The 18165-nt window shown below is 32.4% G+C and carries 11 protein-coding genes and 2 pseudogenes; 10 read left to right on the plus strand and 3 right to left on the minus strand.

Going from position 1 to position 18165, the window contains the following annotated elements; all coding sequences use genetic code 11:
- The first annotated feature begins 168 nt into the window (after window positions 1-168).
- The 5 genes from WY13_RS04290 to WY13_RS20355 all read left to right on the plus strand — a co-directional run bounded on the left by WY13_RS04290 (window position 169) and on the right by WY13_RS20355 (window position 8294).
- Entirely contained in the window at window positions 169-1182 is a 1014-nt protein-coding gene (locus WY13_RS04290) for a Wadjet anti-phage system protein JetD domain-containing protein (protein ID WP_063554475.1), read from the plus strand.
- On the plus strand, window positions 1173-2684 hold the full coding sequence (locus tag WY13_RS04295; RefSeq protein WP_063554476.1) for a hypothetical protein: 1512 nt from the start codon (window positions 1173-1175) through the stop codon (window positions 2682-2684). The genes WY13_RS04290 and WY13_RS04295 overlap by 10 nt, the downstream gene beginning before the upstream one ends.
- Window positions 2671-3408: a DUF6063 family protein gene (locus WY13_RS04300; protein WP_063554477.1), complete on the plus strand. Its 738-nt coding sequence runs from the start codon at window positions 2671-2673 to the stop codon at window positions 3406-3408. Before WY13_RS04295 ends, WY13_RS04300 begins: the two co-directional genes overlap by 14 nt.
- Window positions 3408-7850 carry a hypothetical protein gene (locus WY13_RS21315; RefSeq protein WP_082848372.1) on the plus strand — a complete coding sequence of 1481 codons (4443 nt, stop codon included), beginning with the start codon at window positions 3408-3410 and terminating at the stop codon, window positions 7848-7850. Before WY13_RS04300 ends, WY13_RS21315 begins: the two co-directional genes overlap by 1 nt.
- 285 nt (window positions 7851-8135) lie before the next feature.
- Complete coding sequence (locus tag WY13_RS20355) at window positions 8136-8294, plus strand: PD-(D/E)XK nuclease domain-containing protein (RefSeq protein ID WP_242866325.1); 159 nt, start codon at window positions 8136-8138, stop codon at window positions 8292-8294.
- A gap of 50 nt (window positions 8295-8344) precedes the next feature.
- On the opposite strand, the pseudogene WY13_RS04310 reads toward WY13_RS20355, so the two are convergent.
- Window positions 8345-8548, minus strand: a pseudogene (locus tag WY13_RS04310) (8-oxo-dGTP diphosphatase MutT); the annotation flags it as partial.
- Between the two features lie 84 nt (window positions 8549-8632).
- On the opposite strand from WY13_RS04310, the gene WY13_RS04315 reads away from it, so the two are divergent.
- From WY13_RS04315 to WY13_RS04335, 5 genes and pseudogenes are all read left to right on the plus strand, one after another.
- On the plus strand, window positions 8633-9283 hold the full coding sequence (locus tag WY13_RS04315; RefSeq protein ID WP_063554478.1) for a TetR/AcrR family transcriptional regulator: 651 nt from the start codon (window positions 8633-8635) through the stop codon (window positions 9281-9283).
- A gap of 15 nt (window positions 9284-9298) precedes the next feature.
- Window positions 9299-11967: pseudogene (locus tag WY13_RS04320) on the plus strand (PEP/pyruvate-binding domain-containing protein).
- Window positions 11968-12194: 227 nt separating this feature from the next.
- Complete coding sequence (locus WY13_RS04325) at window positions 12195-12854, plus strand: hypothetical protein (RefSeq protein WP_063554479.1); 660 nt, start codon at window positions 12195-12197, stop codon at window positions 12852-12854.
- Between the two features lie 429 nt (window positions 12855-13283).
- Entirely contained in the window at window positions 13284-14453 is a 1170-nt protein-coding gene (locus tag WY13_RS04330) for a sensor histidine kinase (protein ID WP_063554480.1), read from the plus strand.
- Between the two features lie 30 nt (window positions 14454-14483).
- Window positions 14484-15170 carry a response regulator transcription factor gene (locus tag WY13_RS04335; protein ID WP_063554481.1) on the plus strand — a complete coding sequence of 229 codons (687 nt, stop codon included), beginning with the start codon at window positions 14484-14486 and terminating at the stop codon, window positions 15168-15170.
- A gap of 16 nt (window positions 15171-15186) precedes the next feature.
- Here WY13_RS04335 and WY13_RS04340 read toward each other — a convergent pair whose 3' ends face one another.
- Both WY13_RS04340 and WY13_RS04345 read right to left on the minus strand, forming a co-directional pair.
- Window positions 15187-17430 carry an ABC transporter permease gene (locus WY13_RS04340; protein WP_063554482.1) on the minus strand — a complete coding sequence of 748 codons (2244 nt, stop codon included), beginning with the start codon at window positions 17428-17430 and terminating at the stop codon, window positions 15187-15189.
- Entirely contained in the window at window positions 17430-18128 is a 699-nt protein-coding gene (locus WY13_RS04345; RefSeq protein ID WP_063554483.1) for an ABC transporter ATP-binding protein, read from the minus strand. Before WY13_RS04345 ends, WY13_RS04340 begins: the two co-directional genes overlap by 1 nt.
- Window positions 18129-18165 lie beyond the last annotated feature (37 nt).

Below are 18165 nucleotides of genomic sequence, written 5' to 3' on the forward strand. Positions count from 1 at the left end.
GATTTGTAATAAATCTGTTTATAGTTCTTTTTATGTGGGGTACTTGTTTAAATTGTTAAGAGATAGTTGAGATGAAATAGAATTGGAAAATGAGGAGTATTTCCTATAGGATAAATTATAGCAATAATATGTTATAATTTAAATAAAAAAGCTAAAAGGTGAAGAAATATGTATCAAGATTTAATCTCATATTTAAAAAAATATAAGAATAGTACTATAACCTTAGGAAATCTAGAAAAATTAGTTCCAGGTAATTATTCATATGATAAATTTGCAGAAAATATCAGAAAGTTAATCAATAATAACATATTGATTGAAAAAAATCCTAAAGATAACAATGGTAAAGAGATTCCTCTGCCTTATAAATTTGGAATTAACAAATATGAGTTAAGGAAAAAGCATATAAATAATGTTCAAAGATATATATTAAACATCAATAGAGAAATTGATCTTCAGGAATACCTTAATTTAAGTGAGGAAATATGGAACAAAGATATTCCATATATTAGTAAAATCAATAAATACATTGAGGAAAAGGGGCTGCCTAAGGATTATGCTACTGCCCAAGAAAGATCCTTTCATATTGTTGGAGATGAAAAATGGATTGGTGAAAAAGGTGGAAAAAAGCTTTTAGATAGAATAAAGCTGTGGGAAAAACTTAATATAATAAATAGTGCAGATCCACTGATGATGGCAGTTAATCCCAAACAGTTTTCAAGGTCAGAGTATTTTCATCTAGTTGTGGAAAATAAGGCAACTTTTATGGCTTTGATGCAGGTATTAGAGGAAACAGAGTTTACTTCATTAATTTTTGGTTCAGGATGGAAAATAATAGCGGATATAGATATGCTGGAAAAACAATTAGGGATAAATGGAACTAATAAAATATATTATTTTGGAGATTTAGACAATGAGGGAATATCCATATGGAATTCTCTTAATGAGAAAGTGCATACTTACCTTGCAGTTGAATTTTATAGAGAATTGCTTAAGAAGCCTTGCAGCAGGGGAAAAGAAACACAGCAAAAAAATGATAAAGCTTTAAAAAATTTTGCTAATTTTTTTAGTGAGAAAGAAAAGATAAAGCTTGAAGAAATTTTGGAAAATGGAGAATACCTGCCGCAGGAAGCTTTAAACAAGGATGAACTTGGGCACATATGGAGGAATACAGAGTGGATATAAGTATAAAAAATATAACAGAAAACTATGGGGAAAGAATTCAAAGGCTAGCCTTGTTTGATCCATTATATAAGCTGCAGAATAAAAACTCAAAGGATAATAGTGGCAATGGCATTGATTATTTTAGTTTAGGTTTGCTTAGCTTATTGTTTTTCTTTGAAAATATGCTTATGAGAAATAAAAAAACAGGAGTAAGGGAACTTGCTTCCTTTTTATATGAACTGAATCAAGGTAAAATAGATTTAAATTATGAAGGATTTGAAAAGGCGGCAAGAACAATCATAGAGACTTTTAGGCCTCCCACAGGAAAAAGAAACTCTAAAACATTTTATAATTGGGAAACGAGAAAGGAAGAAATTGTTCAATATTCCATATTGAAAGCAGCTAGGGCAGATTTAGAAACAAATACTCAATACTATACGCTTGATGAACAAGGTTTGGAATTGATTTTTGCTACAAAGGAATATTTTAATGAGTTTCAGTTATCTATAAATCAGTTAGTTTTAAGAAAACAACTGGAAAAAGGTGAATTTGTAGGCGCTTTAAGGCAAATTGATGAAATGAGTCTTGACGTAAAAAATCTTCAAGACAGGATAGTTAGAATAAAGCATGAAGTGAATAGAAATATAGTATCTACAGAGACTTATGAAAGATATAAAAGTATAATTGAAGATATAAACATGAGACTGCATCGTGAGAATGAAGAATTTGATGAACTGCAGTCTTTTGTAAAGGAAACCAGGGAGAAGGTAGGCAATGAGCTCACAAATGATAAAGATAGAAAAGCATATGAGCTTATAATCCGAATAGATAAGGAACTTGGACAGGTTCACTATGACCATAGATTGCTTTTTAAGGAAAGTATAGTTCTTAAGACTTCTGCACTTCAAGCTGCTCAAGAGGCACTTTATTATGTAGGTATAGATTCTTTTAATTTTGATCAGGAAATTACCAGCAGATTATTTTCATCACCCCTTCCACTAAGTGCATCAAGAAATCTTATAGAACCCTTTATGTATTTGGAAAAGTATGAAGTTTGGTCGCCATTAACAGTATTTGGCAAGCAAAGAATTGAAAATAGAAACAAACAGGAAAGAACTCAAGATTTTTTATCTGTACCAGAAGATGAAGAGATAAAGTTAGGTATGAAAATTCAAAGAGAAAATTTTAAGTTTATAGCAGAAATATTATTAAAGGCTATGGGTGATGAATATGAGATCAGCATTAGTGAGCTCACGGAGTATATGAAAGAAAATGGATATGAAAGTATACTGGATTATCGGACATTTTATGACTTCTGGATTATACTTCATCAAAAATCGCCGGTAATGGTAGACACAGATGAGAAAAATGAAGAGCTTTTATTTGGAGAGGCCTTTAATTTACTGGTTAATAAAGGAAAAATTTTATACGTACGGGAAATTGAAGGAATACTTAAGGTTACAGAAAGATTTACTATAAAAAATATGATTCTAAAATTGGAGGACAAACATGCTTCAATATAGTAATGAACAAGTAATGCAGGCATTCAAGCTGTATTCTATACTTTCAATCAAAGGTTATGGAGAGAAGGAAGAGCTGCGTTTATACATATCTGATGAGATGATAAGAGGACTTGTTGATCAATTTGCGTATCATGTAGATTGTACTATTTTTGCATCAGGAGATTATATATACATGATACCAATTTCAAGAAATTCAATATTCCATGTATCAAATGACACTATTAAAAAAGAATACCTTCCTGCAAAAGCTGTAAACCTGGATTTATATTTAATGTATACAGCTATAATTGTGTTGTTTGGAGAATTTTACGATAGTTATCAAACCACAGAGCCAACCCGTGATTTTATCAATGTAAACGAGTGGTTATCCAGTATAAATGAGAGAATTGAGGCTTTAAGTGAGCATGATGCTGAAAAACTAAAAGAATTAGACAGTCAGTTTGATTATAATTGGTCAGCTATTATAGAAAAATGGATGGATATGGACGAAATTAAGGAAAGAGTAAAAAATCAGGATGCCAGAACTATAAGTAGAAAGAGTTTTCTAAATACTGTAAAGCAATTTTTGGAGGCACAGGAGCTTGTGAAGGATATTGGCAGCGAGGAGCTGGAGCTTACAGAAAAGGCTAAGAATATAATTCAAAGATATTATATGGAGTATGATTACAATAGAGGAATATTAGACTTTATGTATAATCTTGATCACAAAAAAGGAGAAAGCTAATGCCAGCAATTTCTAAAATACGTTTCACAAATGTAATTTATGAAAATGGAGAAAAAAGATATAATGATGATATTTTTCAGTTTGATGGACATAATGGAGCAATCTTACTTGAAAATGGCGGAGGAAAGACAGTTTTTGTACAAACAGCTATTCAGGCCATACTGCCTCATAGTGATTTAGCAGAGCGTAAAATTAAAAATACTCTCATGCTAGAAAACAGTGCAGCTCATATAGCAATAGAGTGGATATTAAGTGAAAGACCTAGAAGATATGCTTTGACTTCTGTAACCCTGTTCATGAATAAAGGAGCTGTAGATTCTCTTAAATATGTTTATGAATATGAAGAAGGAGATGATAATTCTATAGAAAAACTTCCTTTTGTAAAGGAAAGCATTAACGGTAAAATGAGACCTGCTACAAAGGAAGAAGTAGGTGAGTATTATTCTAGTATGAGTCAGAATAGAATTAGTGCAAATATCTTCAGTACAATTAAAGATTACCAGGAATATATAGAGAAAAATTTTAAGATTATTCCATCAGAGTGGAGAAAAATTGCTTTGATAAATGGTGCAGAGGGAGATGTGGAAGCATTTTTTGATGCATGTAAAACTACAGGACAGCTGGTAGATAATCTCTTAATTCCTACAGTAGAAGAAGCACTGGCTGGGAATGGAACTAAAGAATTTGCGGAGACCTTTGAAAAACAGAGAGAACATTTTAAGAAATATAAACAGTTAAAAGCCAGAATAGATGAAAGCAGGCTGGTGGAAGAACATATAAGTTCTTATGTAAATGTGTATAAATCCTATGATGAGGTAAATCACAGCTTCATTAAAATTAAAGAACATACAAAAGCCCTATATAAATTTGCAAAAAAAGAAGATGAAATCAATAGAGAAAAGCTTGATAAAAACAAAGAAGATCAGCTTCTGGTGGCGAAAGAAGAGGAATACTGGAATCAAAAGGAAGCTTCATATAAGCTGCAGCTATTAAAGGATGAAATGCTTAAAGCGGAGAAGTGTTTTATAGAGATTTCTGATAAATATAATAAGGTTTTAAATGATAAGGAAGAAAAGAAAAAAAGACTTGAAAATTTGAGAATAGCAAAATATAAACAGAGTATAAAAATACAAAGGGAGAAAATTGGGTTTTTAAAAGAGCAGATTGATGATCTGGACAAGGACGAGGATATTGCAGATATTACTGATAAATTGGAACTCAATAGCAGTGAACTTAGAGGATATTATAAGGAACAGGAACAAAAGCTTGATAATGAAATATCAGTAATTGACGGTCAGCTCAAAAATATTGAGAAAGAGATTAAAGATCTTGAAAAAGAATTTAATAGAAGTAAAGATAAGAAAAGTGAATTATCCGCATCAGAGGCTAAATTAGATGGTTCCATAAATCAGCTTATAAAAGATATGGATAAACTTGAAAGGGAAATGTTAGACAATCAGAGTAAGGAACGAGTAGAAGAAGAATTTAATAAATGGCAGAGAAGAATATCAGATTTAGAAAATGATATCTTTGAATATAACAAGCAAGTAAGGATGATGGAGGAAGAAAAGCAGGATTTATTACAAAGTATACCAGCGAAAAGGGAAGAATTAACCGCCTTGAATAAAGGAGAGACGGAATTGTCGGAACAATTCAAAAATCTCAATGAAATTCATGACAATCTGCTTTGTAGAGTTAAGGAATTTAGAAACAGTTGGTTTAATTTTGATTCCCTGTATAGAAAGCAGAATACCATATTGGAGCAGGTGGAAAACAAGCTGGAAAGGCTTAGAGAAGAAAAGGAAAATTTGATTTTTGATGAAAGATTAGCTCACAGATGGCTGGATAACTACAGTGAAAGTGAATTCTATACAGCAGATCCTTCTATAGAAAGATATATAAGAAATTGGAGAAATGGTTTTAATTATATAGAAAGTGGAACGGAATATATCCAAAGGGCAGTAAAAAGTACCAGTGAATCGGAAGAGGAGCTTAATAAGAACTATCCTTATTGGACAATGTCTATAATTACATCAGAAACAGAAGTGGAAAAACTTATAGATAAAATATCAAATCATCACGATGAGCTTTCCCATCCGGTTATTGTGATGAATGAAAAAGAAGCAAGGGATAAAGCACAACAAAATACTGTTTTATCTGAGAAAAATATTGTTTTCCCTTCAATGTGGAATAAAAATATTGTTCAGAAAAATTTTGAAAGCTGGAAGAATGATATTTCAATTAAAGCTTCTGAAGCTACAGAATTGCGCAGGAAAAAAGAAGAAGAGTTAAGAAGCTGTATTGAACTTCTTAGAGATGTAAGAGATTTTTATGGTAAATATCCCTATGAGGATTATATTGAAATGAAGAAGAAACAGAGAACACTTAAAGATAACATAGCCTTAGTTACTGGGGAGATTGATAAAAAGGAATCAAGAATGGTAGATATAGATGAAGAAGGGAAGAGAATTAGCACGGCAATTGTTGAAGCGCAGGGAGAAGAGCATCTTCTGGAACAAAAAATACTTAAAGCCAGGGAATATTCAAGGAAGAAAAATGAAAAGGAAAAAGCTGAGGAGCAAAAGAGCAGAATAAAAGAAGAACTTGTACTTGCTAAAGGAGAAAATCTTAAAGTAGAGAGAAAAATAAAGTTAAGCCAGGGTGCAAAGGAGGATATAAAGGAAAGGCTTAATGAAGTTAAAACAGCAAATTTTGTTTTAATGGCAGATGACTTATATAAAGAAGTCATTGGTGCATCCGTAAAGTATACATCTACAAGCAAAGCGGTACTGGTGCAGCAGAGAAAAAGCTTAAAGGATGTTCTGGAAAAGAAACAAAAGGGCAGGGAAGCTTTAGAGGAAAATATGAAAAATGCTTTAGAGATGAAGGAAACTTTAGAAAAGGAGTTGGATAACTTAAGGAAGCAGACAGATTTTCAGCCGGATGAAGAAATGGAATTTCCAATTTATGGCAATGAGGAGATTGAAAGGCTTATAGGAGAATTGCAAAGATTAAAGAAGCCTTTGAAAAATCTAAAAAAAGACTATGATGGGGCCAAGACGTCATATGATAAGGAAAAAGCTGTTTATGAAATGGAAGAGAATCGTTTTTACAATAAATATGAAAAAATAATAGCCTTTTCTATAGTTTTAGAACGGGTAGAATTTATATTAAAAGAGGAATTAGAAGGCATAGTCAAAAAGAAAAAGTATTTCCTTGAACAGCAGGAAGTTATAGAAAAAGAAGGAAGAGACATAAATAATAGTATTTCTAAATTGCAAAATTATAATTTCAAGTATTCTTATTTGTCAGAAGAGGTAGAAGAAGCTGTATTAACCGAGGATATAAAAAATGAGTTTCCATATAAAAGAACAGGGATCGTAGATGAAATAATTAAAAATATGGAAAAAACTGAAAAGCTCTTAAAGGATAGAAAGTTAAATACAGAAGATAAAAAGAGAGATTTTATAAATTTTTGTGAAGGTGAAATTGTAGATGTAAAGCTAAAGGATATGGCGGTTACAGGAGTGCAGTATAAAAAGTCCTATGAGGATATTACTGATTGGCAAAACAAGATGAATGAGAGAATTATGCGTACTATAGAAATTGCAGAAAATGATATTCGAGAACATGATAAAGAAGTTCAGCAATTTATAAATCATCTGCATTCTTATTTAGTAACGATGGTGCAGGAACTTAAACAAATTCCTAAAAAGACAAGAATAAAAATTGATGAGGATTGGAAGGAAGTATTCTTATTTACTGTACCTGAATGGAATGAAAAAGAGGGGAAGGAAGAACTGGCAAAGCACATTGACTGGATGTTAAAGCAGTTGGAAGAGGATAAGTTTAAAGATGAGAATGGTGTTGAACTGGAGAACCAGGTTAGGAAATCCATAGAAAAATGGCTGCAATCAAAGCAGTTGTTACAAATTGTGATGAAGCAAAACAGCATTAAAGTAAAATGCCGTAAAGTAACCAATGATCAAAAGGTTAAAAGTATGCCTTTTTCATGGGAGGTATCGAATTCCTGGTCTGGTGGAGAAAAATGGAGTAAAAATATGACTTTATTCCTTGGAATACTAAATTATCTGGCTGAAAAGAGAACACAAATTGTATCAAACCATAAGCATTATAGAACTGTTATAGTGGACAACCCTTTTGGAAAGGCTTCTAGTGACCATGTGCTAAGTCCAGTGTTTTTTATTGCAGAGCAGTTAGGTTTTCAGATAATAGCTTTGACAGCTCATGCAGAAGGAAAATTTATAAGGACATACTTTCCTATAGTGTACAGCTGCAGACTTAGAACTGCAGACAACGGCAGCAGCCAGATTATGACTAAAGAAAGAGAAATAAAAAAAGCTTTCCTTATGGACAGTGATCCTCAGACTTTATCCAGGATGGGTCAGTTAGAGCAGGTGGCATTTACGGATATACATTAATTGAAAATATAAAATATATTAACTAGTAAAACTTCTTATAGGTGAAATAAAAGCTCTGCCTATAAGAAGTTGTTTTGGTATTAACATCTTTTGTTTAAAGAAACTAAATTGTAGGATATAATAAACTAAGAAATTGTTTCTTATGTTTTAAAACATCTTTGTAAAGAAGGAAGGTGCATTAATGAAGAAAATACAAGTAGGAACATCAGACTTTAAAGAATTAATAGAGGCAAATAATTACTTTGTAGATAAAGAAATATTATTGAATTTAAGAAAATAAATGTGTTGTCAAAGGAAACAATAGAGCAGGGAAAATTAGAAGCATTAAAGCAAATAGATAGGATGAAATATGAACAGGAACTTATAAATTGTGGAGTCAAAGATATAATAAAGCTTGCTATTGTGTTTAAGGGGAAGGAAGTAATGATTTCTGAGGCAAAGTAGCAGTTGCAGCTCAGTTTGCAAAGATCACAAAAAGGTATAGTATTTTTTTACTATACCTTTTCTGATATTAACTTTTCAACTGTAGGAATATCTGCTGGAGCCCATTTTAAAGAAGAGAGATTCTCTCTTTTTAGCCATATCAGTTTAGAATGTTCATTTGCTGTAGGAGTATCTAATACTAATTTCCACTTTACAGTAATCAAATTTACTATAAAAGGATCTTGACAAAGGAAGCTATGAGGAATAGAATTAAAACAATTTTTATACATTGTGTAAAGTTATACTATGTATAAAATAATAAATATATGTTGACATAGAACGTATTTAGGAGGTGTAAAATGGACACCAGGGAAATGATGGCTGAAAGCAGAATAGAAAGAAAGAAAAGGGATACCAGACAGAAAATTGTCAAGATTGCTATGGATTTATTCCACAGTCAGGGGTTTGACAATACAACAATGGAGCAGATAGCAGAAAAAACAGATATTGCGAGAAAAACTCTATATAACTACTTTCCAGTGAAAGAGGCTATAGTTGATGAATATGTAAGAGGAGTTTCACAGGAATTAGCTAAAGAAAATTTTAAAACTATAAAGAACCTTGAAGATACCAAATCTCGTCTGCTGGCTGCTCTTAATCATTCTTATGATTGGGTCGAAAAAAATCCGGAAATTACAGGAATATGCATTAATTACCGTCTAGGAAATATGGTTAAGGAACCAGGATATAAAAGCACTGAAACCGGAACTCAGAGTATCTTGAAAAAAATTATAAGTTTGGGACAAGAGGCAGGCGAAATAAAGCCTGATGTCTCAATTGAACTATTGGTAAGGCATATAGATCTTCTTAGAAGTACAATGACCTTTGAATGGCTTAATGATCCTTCAAAGTTTGAACTTCATGAAGAAATGGCCAAACTGGTAGATTTATTTTTATATGGTGCAGCGAGTAAGGTAGATGGTTCTAAAAAATCGGATATGAATAAGTAAAGGAGGCTGCTTAAGATGAAGTATCTTTTGAATTGGAAAGAAGCTTTTGAGTCAGGTGTATCAATGGTCGGAGGTAAAGGCTGGAATTTAGGAAGGTTAGGTCAATATGGTTTCAACGTTCCTCAAGGAAAAGTATTAACTGCCAAGGCTTATGATGAATATATCAAGTACAATGAATTACAAAAAATAATTGATGAAGTTGTTTCAGTAACTACTCTGGAGAATTTGGATGAAATTCATGTTAAAGATAAATTGAACCAGTTAAAGAAAAAATTATAGGTGGCTCAATACCACCAGCTATTATTCAGGAGTTATCTACATATATCAATAGCTGTGGAAAATTAAAAAAATCCTGGGCTGTGAGGTCCTCTGCAGCTGCGGAAGATTCTAAAAAGACATCTTTTGCTGGTATACATGATTCATTTTTGAATGTTTGCAGTTTAGAGGACATACTGTCAGCAGTGAAAGGATGTTATGCTTCCTTGTGGTCTTCTAGAGCTGTGGCATATCACAAAAAGATGAATATAAGAGATGATGATGTAAAAGCAGCAGTAGTTATCATGGAGATGGTGGAAGCTAAAGCTGCTGGAGTAGGTTTTACCTGTGATCTTTTATCAGGACGTGAGGATGTTATAGTGATTAACGCCAATTTTGGATTGGGTGAGTCAGTGGTGTCTGGTTCAGTTGAGCCAGATACATATTATCTAGAAGCTGAAGCTATAAATGCCAGTCCACGTTTAATATCGAGAAAAATTGGACATAAGCAAGGAATGGTTGTAAGAAGTGAAAATGGTGGAACTCAATTTATTAAGTCAAATGAAATGTCTTTACAGCAGGTACTGCAGGATAAGGAAATTGAAAAGCTTGGCAGGATTTTGCTAAGAGTATTTGATGCCTTAGGTAATGGTGATCAGCATCAGGATGTGGAATGGGTTTATGATGGGCATGATTTTGTTTTGGTTCAAGCACGGCCAATAACTACTCTGTCGCGAAAGACATTTCCTGCTTTGCAGAACCAACCGGATATCTGGTCCAATGGCAATTATAGAGATGCTGTACCCATGGTTCAGTCACCTTTAAATCGGCGCTTAATGAAAAATATCATTGATACTATGCATCAGGGCTTTTTTACTGGTGTAGGCTATGACTTTCCTGAAGGGCTGCAATTTTCTAGGTTTTTTAATGGAAGACTTTATTGCAATATATCAGTTCAGCAGTGGGGAAATTATGATGCAATGGGGGCCTTGCCTCAGGGTTTTGGTGTCTTTTGGGGTGGTCACCAGAAGGATATGAAAATAGATGACCCTGATCCCCATGGTGGAGTAATTGGATTAAAGAGAAAAGAACGTGTAGCTAAGAACATGGATTTGGTTAAACAAGGTAAGGAAAACTCTGCGCAAACTTGGAGTAAGATCACAGCTTCAGTAAAGTCAATAACCAGTGAAGAGTTTGGTAAGTGGACAGATCAAGATTTTATTAACAAATATAATGAATTAGGCAGCATTGTTAAAGGAATGGCTAAAGAATTCATGTTTTTAAGTGCAGCAGGCAGCATGCCAGTTATGTACTTATTAAATATTCTCACTGAGTATTTCTCAGATAAAGCACTAATGGTGATAAATGCATTAATGGTTGGAGGAACAGCAGATATAACCAGTGCTGATGAAGGCTATAGGTTGGTTGAAATGGCTGAGCTGGCTCGTAAGGACTCTGATGCTGTTAAATATTTTAAGGATGCTAACTTTGATCCTATGAAATGGGAAGTAAAGCTGCCTGAAAGTTCTCCCTTTAAGAAGACCTTCCATGAGTTTATACAAGAATATGGTCATCGGGCAGTTTATGAGCTGGATATTATAAATCCTAGGTGGAGAGAAGATCCATCTTATTTGCTTGGAATTATACGTAGTACTATAAATACTGCTGATATTGGGAGGCTTAAGAAGGAACAAAAAGAGAAATTGAAACAGGCGTGGAGTGAAATCAAAGAAAAAGTGCCTGCTTCTAAGCACTCTAAAATAAGAAAACTCGTTAAAGAATGCCAGGATGGAGCGGCAGTTAGGGAGAAGAATAAATCCGTACTAGCATTGATTATGGATGCATATAGAACAATTGCCATAGAATTAGGTCATCGCTTTTATGAAAGAGCTGTAATTAAAGAACCAGATGATGTGTTTTTTTGTACATGGCCAGAACTTTTTTCAGTATTGAGCGGTGAATGGGATGGCAGAGGGATTCAATTTATCATTGCTGCAAGAAAAGAATGGAAGAAAAAAATGGAATTGCTTGCTCCGCCAGATGTAATTTACGGAGAAACTCCAAAGTTTACAGAACCAGTTATAGAGAGTTCTAGCAATTGTCTCACTGGAATACCAGTTGCTGCTGGAAAAGCCTCTGGATTAGTTAGGCTGATAAGCAATCCCAATGAGGGAGGACTACTTCAACCAGGAGAGGTTATGGTAGCGCCATCCACTGACCCAGGATGGACACCATTGTTTTTAAAAGCAGGAGCTGTTGTTATGGAAACAGGAGGATTTCTATCCCATGGAGCCATTGTAGCCAGAGAATATGGAATTCCAGCTGTAGTAAACATACCAGGGGTAATGAGTATGCTGAAGGATGGACAGAAAATACTAGTGGATGGAGATAAGGGGAAGGTGTTTCTTGTAGATGAAAATATTAAATAGCATAGAGAGAAAGTTTACAACAAATTAGTGCATGATAAAATACCACGACTAATAGAAACTTCAGGTAGAAAATTTGATTGGTAATTATTTTAAACTTATTTTATAATTCTTTATAAAATTTTTAAAATTGCTTTAAAGGATTTTTAATCTCTGTCTTTATAATGAACTCATAATAAGCAAGGACATTAAAAATAACATCCTTGCAAAAATATTAGGAGGTCATATTAATGAACAAGATTAAACTTTTATATGATGTGTTTAAAACTGTGCAGGAAAAGGAAGAATTTAATGTAAAGATCAAATTAGATGCTGCAAAAGGAGAAACAAAAGTATTATCTCTTTCTAAGGAATTTAGTACTAATACAACTACTGGGGAGTGTAAAGCTAAAATAAACAGTGAATTTGATTGTGATGGAAAAAAAGCAAAGCATGAAAGCAATACAGAGTTTAATATGAAGGATTGTGGACATCATAGATTCCACCATCACATAGGCAAAATGGGTCATATGGATCATCATAACATGGGATGTTGTGAGCATAGAGATATAAAGGGAAAACTTTCAAAAATCACCTTTATACTCAATATGCTAAATAATCTTAAAGTGGAAGAAAAGGATGAAATATCAATATTGTCTCTTAACTTGAAGGATATAATTAGTGAAATCAGGAATCATCATAAAGATTTAGGTGAGACTCATAAAAACTTCCATTTTGAAGGTATGGATGAACAGCATAAGTGCTGTGATTTTATGAAAGAATTACTCCGTTCTGAAAATAGCAATGCTGATTTAAATGTATATGTTAATAAAAATAATGAAGTTGAAAAGATAGAAGTCACTGCTAAAGGTGAAAATAGTTTAAATGCTTTAGTAAACTTCAGTTGGTAAAGGTCTGTGGGTGTAAGCTTAAATTTTACACCCATTTTTTATTTTAAGTGAGAATATACTATGGTAATATTATAGATACTAGCTGCAGAAAGTCAACTTATAAAAAATATTTATTGGTAACAGTTAACACAAGTTAAATATTTTTAGAGGACAGAGGACAGAGGACAATTGACAGAGGACAATTGACAGAGGACAGTGAAGGAGGATTTTTCTCCGTTACACTACGAAAAATCTTTAATTAAATTTTTGAGGACTCGTTTCGCTAGAGCGAAACATCGCTGACTTATATAAAGTTGAAGTTTGTTTTGCGTTAGCAAAACAAGCTTGAAAAAATAAATTAGTTTTCTGACGTAAGGAGGAAAACTCACCTTCATTGTCCTCTGTCCTCTGTCAATTGTCCTCTCAAAATAAACTATAAAGGTGATATATATGGGTATTTTTAAAAAGAATAAAAGTGAACTTCACAAAAAATGGCATGAAAAACATCATAGATGGCATAATGGAGATCATGAACATTTACATGGAATTCATGAGATTCACCATAGACATAGAGATGAATTTCGATTATGTCATAAATATTTAATTTGGCTTCGTCCCATGGCCTTTTTAATTAATATATTTATAATTTATTTAATCTTTAAGGTTGTGGGGATTAAGGCTATAACTATTTTCTTTGCAGTAATATTTACTGCTAAAGAAATTGCGCACTTATATATATATTGGCGATTAGAGAAAAGAATTATGAAGCCTATTGAAAGTCTAAAAACTGGAGTAGAGCAAATTGCCAAGGGAAATTATGAGGTTAGAATTGAAAAAAAAGTTTATAATGAAATTGGTATTTTAATAGATGAGTTTAATAAAATGGCAGAAAAACTAGAGCAGGGTGAAAAGTTAAAAAAAGAATATGAGGAAAATAGAAAGACTCTTATAGCAAACATATCTCATGATTTAAAAACCCCAATTACCTCAATAAATGGATATGTTGAAGCTATTTTGGATGGTGTTGCACATTCACCTGATAAAGTAAATAGCTATCTTAAAACAATTCATAGTAATATAGATTATATAAATAGACTTATTGATGATTTATTTTTATTTTCAAAGCTTGATATGCAAAAGGTAGATTTTAAATTTGAAAAAGTGAAGATAAAACCTTTTATGGAAGATCTGATGGAGGAATTTGCATTTGTCTTAGGTGAAAAAAATATTAAAGTTAGTTTTACTGATAAAATAGAAAGAGAAATAGAAGTTAACATAGATGGGAAAAGGATATACCAAACTATAAGAAATATTATAGGAAATGCTGTTAAATATGGTGAAAAAGAAAATTTAGTTATTTCTATTGGATTAAAGGACGAAAAAGATCATATAAAGATTATCATAAGTGACAATGGTCCGGGCATAGCTCCAGATAAGCTTCCTTATGTATTTGATAGATTTTATCGTATAGATACAGAAAGAACAAAGGACCTAATGAGTACAGGACTTGGACTGGCAATTGCTAAGGAAATGGTAGAAGCACACGGAGGAAAAATTTCTGTTGAGAGCATTTTGTCGGAAGGCAGTACTTTTATAGTAGAGCTTCCTATAGTAATTTAATGATAATGGTACAAGGAGGGAGAGGTTTTTGTGAAACAGGTTTTAATAATTGAAGATGATAATAATATTGCAGCTTTAGAGAGAGATTATCTTCAATTAAATGGGTATAAGGTGGATATAGAACAAGATGGGGTATCAGGATTAAAAAGGGCTCTACTTGGTGTTTATGATGTAGTTGTAGTAGATTTAATGCTTCCTGGTAAAGATGGATATGAAATAGTAAAAGCAATTAGAGATAAATTTGAAATTCCCATTATAATTGTATCAGCTAAAAATGAAGATATAGACAAAATAAGAGGGTTAGGTTTTGGTGCAGATGATTATTTAACCAAGCCTTTCAGTCCAGCAGAGTTAGTTGCAAGAATAAGATCCCACATTATAAGGTATGAGCGTCTATCAGGTAAAAAAGTTGCTTTAGAGATTATCAGTCATAAGGCTATGGAGATTCAAACAGACTCTCATAAAGTATTTGTTAATGGCAAGGAAATTTTTCTAACAACTAAAGAATATGAACTATTGGTATTCCTGGCTTCCAATCCTAATATAGTTTTCACAAAGGATCAAATATTTAGCAGCATTTGGGGAGAAGATTACTGTGGAGATACAGCTACTGTAGCAGTACACATACAAAAACTTAGAAAGAAGATAGAAAAAGATTCTGGAAATCCTGAGTATATTGAAACTATATGGGGTACAGGATACAGGTTTAATTCTTAATATTTTGGCTCAATGCTTATTCCATTCGAGATTTTAGAGCTTCAGACATGGAAATTTTATTTATTTTTTTCCTGCTTAATAGCTTTGAGAGTTCATAGGTCAAGTATATAATAATAAAACCAACTATAACATAAACGTAATTTATAGTTACTGGAAATGATATATTCATGTCTTTAGTTATTGACTTAAATAGAGCACGCAGGGATGCAAGAAGCAGGGGGATTCCAAGAATATAGCCAAGTATAACTATAAAAGAGGAGCTGTTTAAAATTAGTGAATAAACCTCCTTATTTCTGTAGCCTAGAACCTTCATAAGAGATATATTCTCTTTATTTTCTTCTATTGTAAGAGCAGTAACAACATATATCACTATAAGTCCAATTATAAAGGACATAAAGGCTATGCCTCCTATAACAGCCTGAAGTGGCTTTGTAATTGTGTTAAAGGCATTTCTCATCTCATCAACCGTTACAAAAGCCAGCAGTTTGTTTTCTGGAATAGACAATCTTTCTGTACTCCAAAGTCCAGTGTAGCTGTAAGGAGGAAACTTAAGCATGGCATTAAGCTTATCAAGAGGTATATAAATATAGCTGCCAACATAGGTTTCAGCAATATCATCAACAGTTATGTTGTATTCTTTTGAATCAAGCCTGTTAACAGCTTTAATAGTATCCTTTGGATTTATATTAAGCTTATCAGCTAGAGGTCTTGTTATAATAATTTTATCTGATTTCAGTACATTTCCTGCTTTGTTTTTAAAGTAAATATACTTAGAATTAGAACTTACTCCATACACTGTAAAAGTTAAATTGGCATCTGATTTAAGTGCAAAGGGTATTTCAGAGAAGGCTTCACCTTTTTCTGGTTTGCCATTTTGGACAGAATTAAACACATACTGATAGTTGTATTTAAAGGCTTCACTAAAAGAATCCTTCATAAGATAATCCAAGGAACTTTTTGCTGAAAAACCCATTAAAAGCAGCATAGTTGCCATAATAACTCCAAGCATAAGAAATATACTTCTAGGTATGCTTCTAAGTAATTCTCTTATTTGAAACTTAGTATTAAAATTTAATTTATCAAGTTTTATATTTTTTTCTATAAAGCCAACCTTATTATTTTGACTTCCACCTCTCATAAGTTCAACAGGTGAAGCTTTAAGTGATTTATTTACAACAAAATAGCTGCAGATAATCAAAAAGACTATAGGAAGCAGAATGCTCATTATCAAATAATTTATATTAAAGCTTAAAGAACTTACAGGTATATTAAAGTAGGACACATAATAGGAAATCATAGGTTTTAAGGTTATTACCCCAAGCATAGTTCCAAGAATACCGCCTAATAATGAAACAGCTAAAGGATACATGAGATAATGTTTCATAATTTCTCTTTTTCTATAACCTAGTGCATAAAGAGTTCCTATAACAGCAGCTTCTCTTTTTAACATTCTCAGCATTACTATACCAGTTAGAATGCAAGTAAGGATTAGTATGCTCATGGGCATAGATGAGCTCATCTTATCAATTCCAGAAAGCTTTGCAGTCATATAAGTTACTCTTGGATTATCAGCTACATTCATCCAGCTTAAAATAATAATATTTTTGCTTCTTAAATAACTCTTGAGTTCAGATATTTTTTTACCTAAATTGCTTCTATCGCTATTAAATCTCACAGCATAAAAGCTATTTCCTCTGTTTATATTATTAAAATCATTTTTACTAATTACTGCAATACCAAAGCTGTTCGGATCATTTATAATATCTGATTCTGATTTTAGCGGATATATATAATTTGGTATAGACATAAAACCAGAAATGGTAAAATTCTGATTATATAGTTTTATACTGTCGCCAATATTTAACTTATTAGCTTTTGCATAAGAGGGGTCAATAAGAATACCACCATTACTCAAATTTTTACCTTCAATTATTGCAGGTATGTTAACCTTGGTATTTTCCCTGAAGATTCTTAAAGTCTTATTTTCTGATATGGAATAATCAAAAGATTTTGTTTCCTCCAAACTCATATTAAACTTTGCTTCTAAGGACTCTGGATTATTTAATTTTTTGCTTGTCATAAAGGTTGCATCTTCCTGCTTATAGTCTCTTTCAAAAGAAGATAATAACCCTGACAAATTTATAGAAACCAAATTAAACATTGTAAAAAGCAGACAGCTAAAAATAATAAGCAGCAAGGAACCAAGGTATTGAGATTTACTTTCCAGCATGGTTCTCTTAATTTTTTTATTTATAATCATTACCACTCAATCCTTTCTGCAGGAATAATCTCTTTATTGACTACACTATCTACAATTTCTCCACTTCTTACTCTATAGACCCTGTTTGCCATAGAACTGATTGCATTATTATGTGTTATCATAAGTATGGTTGAACCAAAGTCCTTGTTAATTCTCTGAAGAAGTTTTAATATCTCCCTGGAGGTTGAAAAATCAAGTGCACCGGTGGGTTCATCGCATAATAAAAGCTTTGGATTTTTAACTATTGCCCTTGCAATGGAGATTCTTTGCTGTTCACCACCACTTAATTCCCTTGGAAATCTATATTTTTTATCAAGCATACCTACGGCTTTTAAAACCTCATCAGTATTAAGAGGACAACTGCTTATGTTTGAGACAACCTCAATATTTTCCCCAGCAGTTAAGTTAGGTATTAAGTTGTAAAATTGAAATATAAAACCTATATTTTTTCTTCTGTAGTCCGTGAGTTCATTATCATTTAGTTTAGTAATTTCAAGGTTATCTACAAAAACAGTACCAAAGTCACATTTATCAATTCCACCTATAATATTAAGAAGGGTTGACTTGCCAGAACCAGAAGGACCAAGTATAACTCCAATTTCACCTTTGTCTAAATTCATTCCTATACCATTCAAAACAGTGGTAGTTATATCAGTCGTTTTATAGCTTTTCTTTAAATTTTTTACTATTAAGAACATCTATTTTATTCCTTTCGCTATTTTAATTGTTATTAGT

Origin of the sequence: Clostridium ljungdahlii (genome assembly GCF_001636845.1) — a bacterium.
GTDB classification, from domain to species: Bacteria; Bacillota; Clostridia; order Clostridiales; family Clostridiaceae; genus Clostridium_B; species Clostridium_B ljungdahlii_A.

Excerpts from the sequence above, each read along its gene's own strand:
- WY13_RS04290 (WP_063554475.1), top strand. The coding sequence starts at position 169 with ATGTATCAAGATTTAATCTCATATTTAAAAAAATATAAGAATAGTACT.
- WY13_RS04300 (WP_063554477.1), top strand. The coding sequence starts at position 2,671 with ATGCTTCAATATAGTAATGAACAAGTAATGCAGGCATTCAAGCTGTAT.
- WY13_RS21315 (WP_082848372.1), top strand. The coding sequence starts at position 3,408 with ATGCCAGCAATTTCTAAAATACGTTTCACAAATGTAATTTATGAAAAT.
- WY13_RS04315 (WP_063554478.1), top strand. The coding sequence starts at position 8,633 with ATGGACACCAGGGAAATGATGGCTGAAAGCAGAATAGAAAGAAAGAAA.
- WY13_RS04325 (WP_063554479.1), top strand. The coding sequence starts at position 12,195 with ATGAACAAGATTAAACTTTTATATGATGTGTTTAAAACTGTGCAGGAA.
- WY13_RS04330 (WP_063554480.1), top strand. The coding sequence starts at position 13,284 with ATGGGTATTTTTAAAAAGAATAAAAGTGAACTTCACAAAAAATGGCAT.
- WY13_RS04340 (WP_063554482.1), bottom strand. The coding sequence starts at position 17,430 with ATGATTATAAATAAAAAAATTAAGAGAACCATGCTGGAAAGTAAATCT.
- WY13_RS04345 (WP_063554483.1), bottom strand. The coding sequence starts at position 18,128 with ATGTTCTTAATAGTAAAAAATTTAAAGAAAAGCTATAAAACGACTGAT.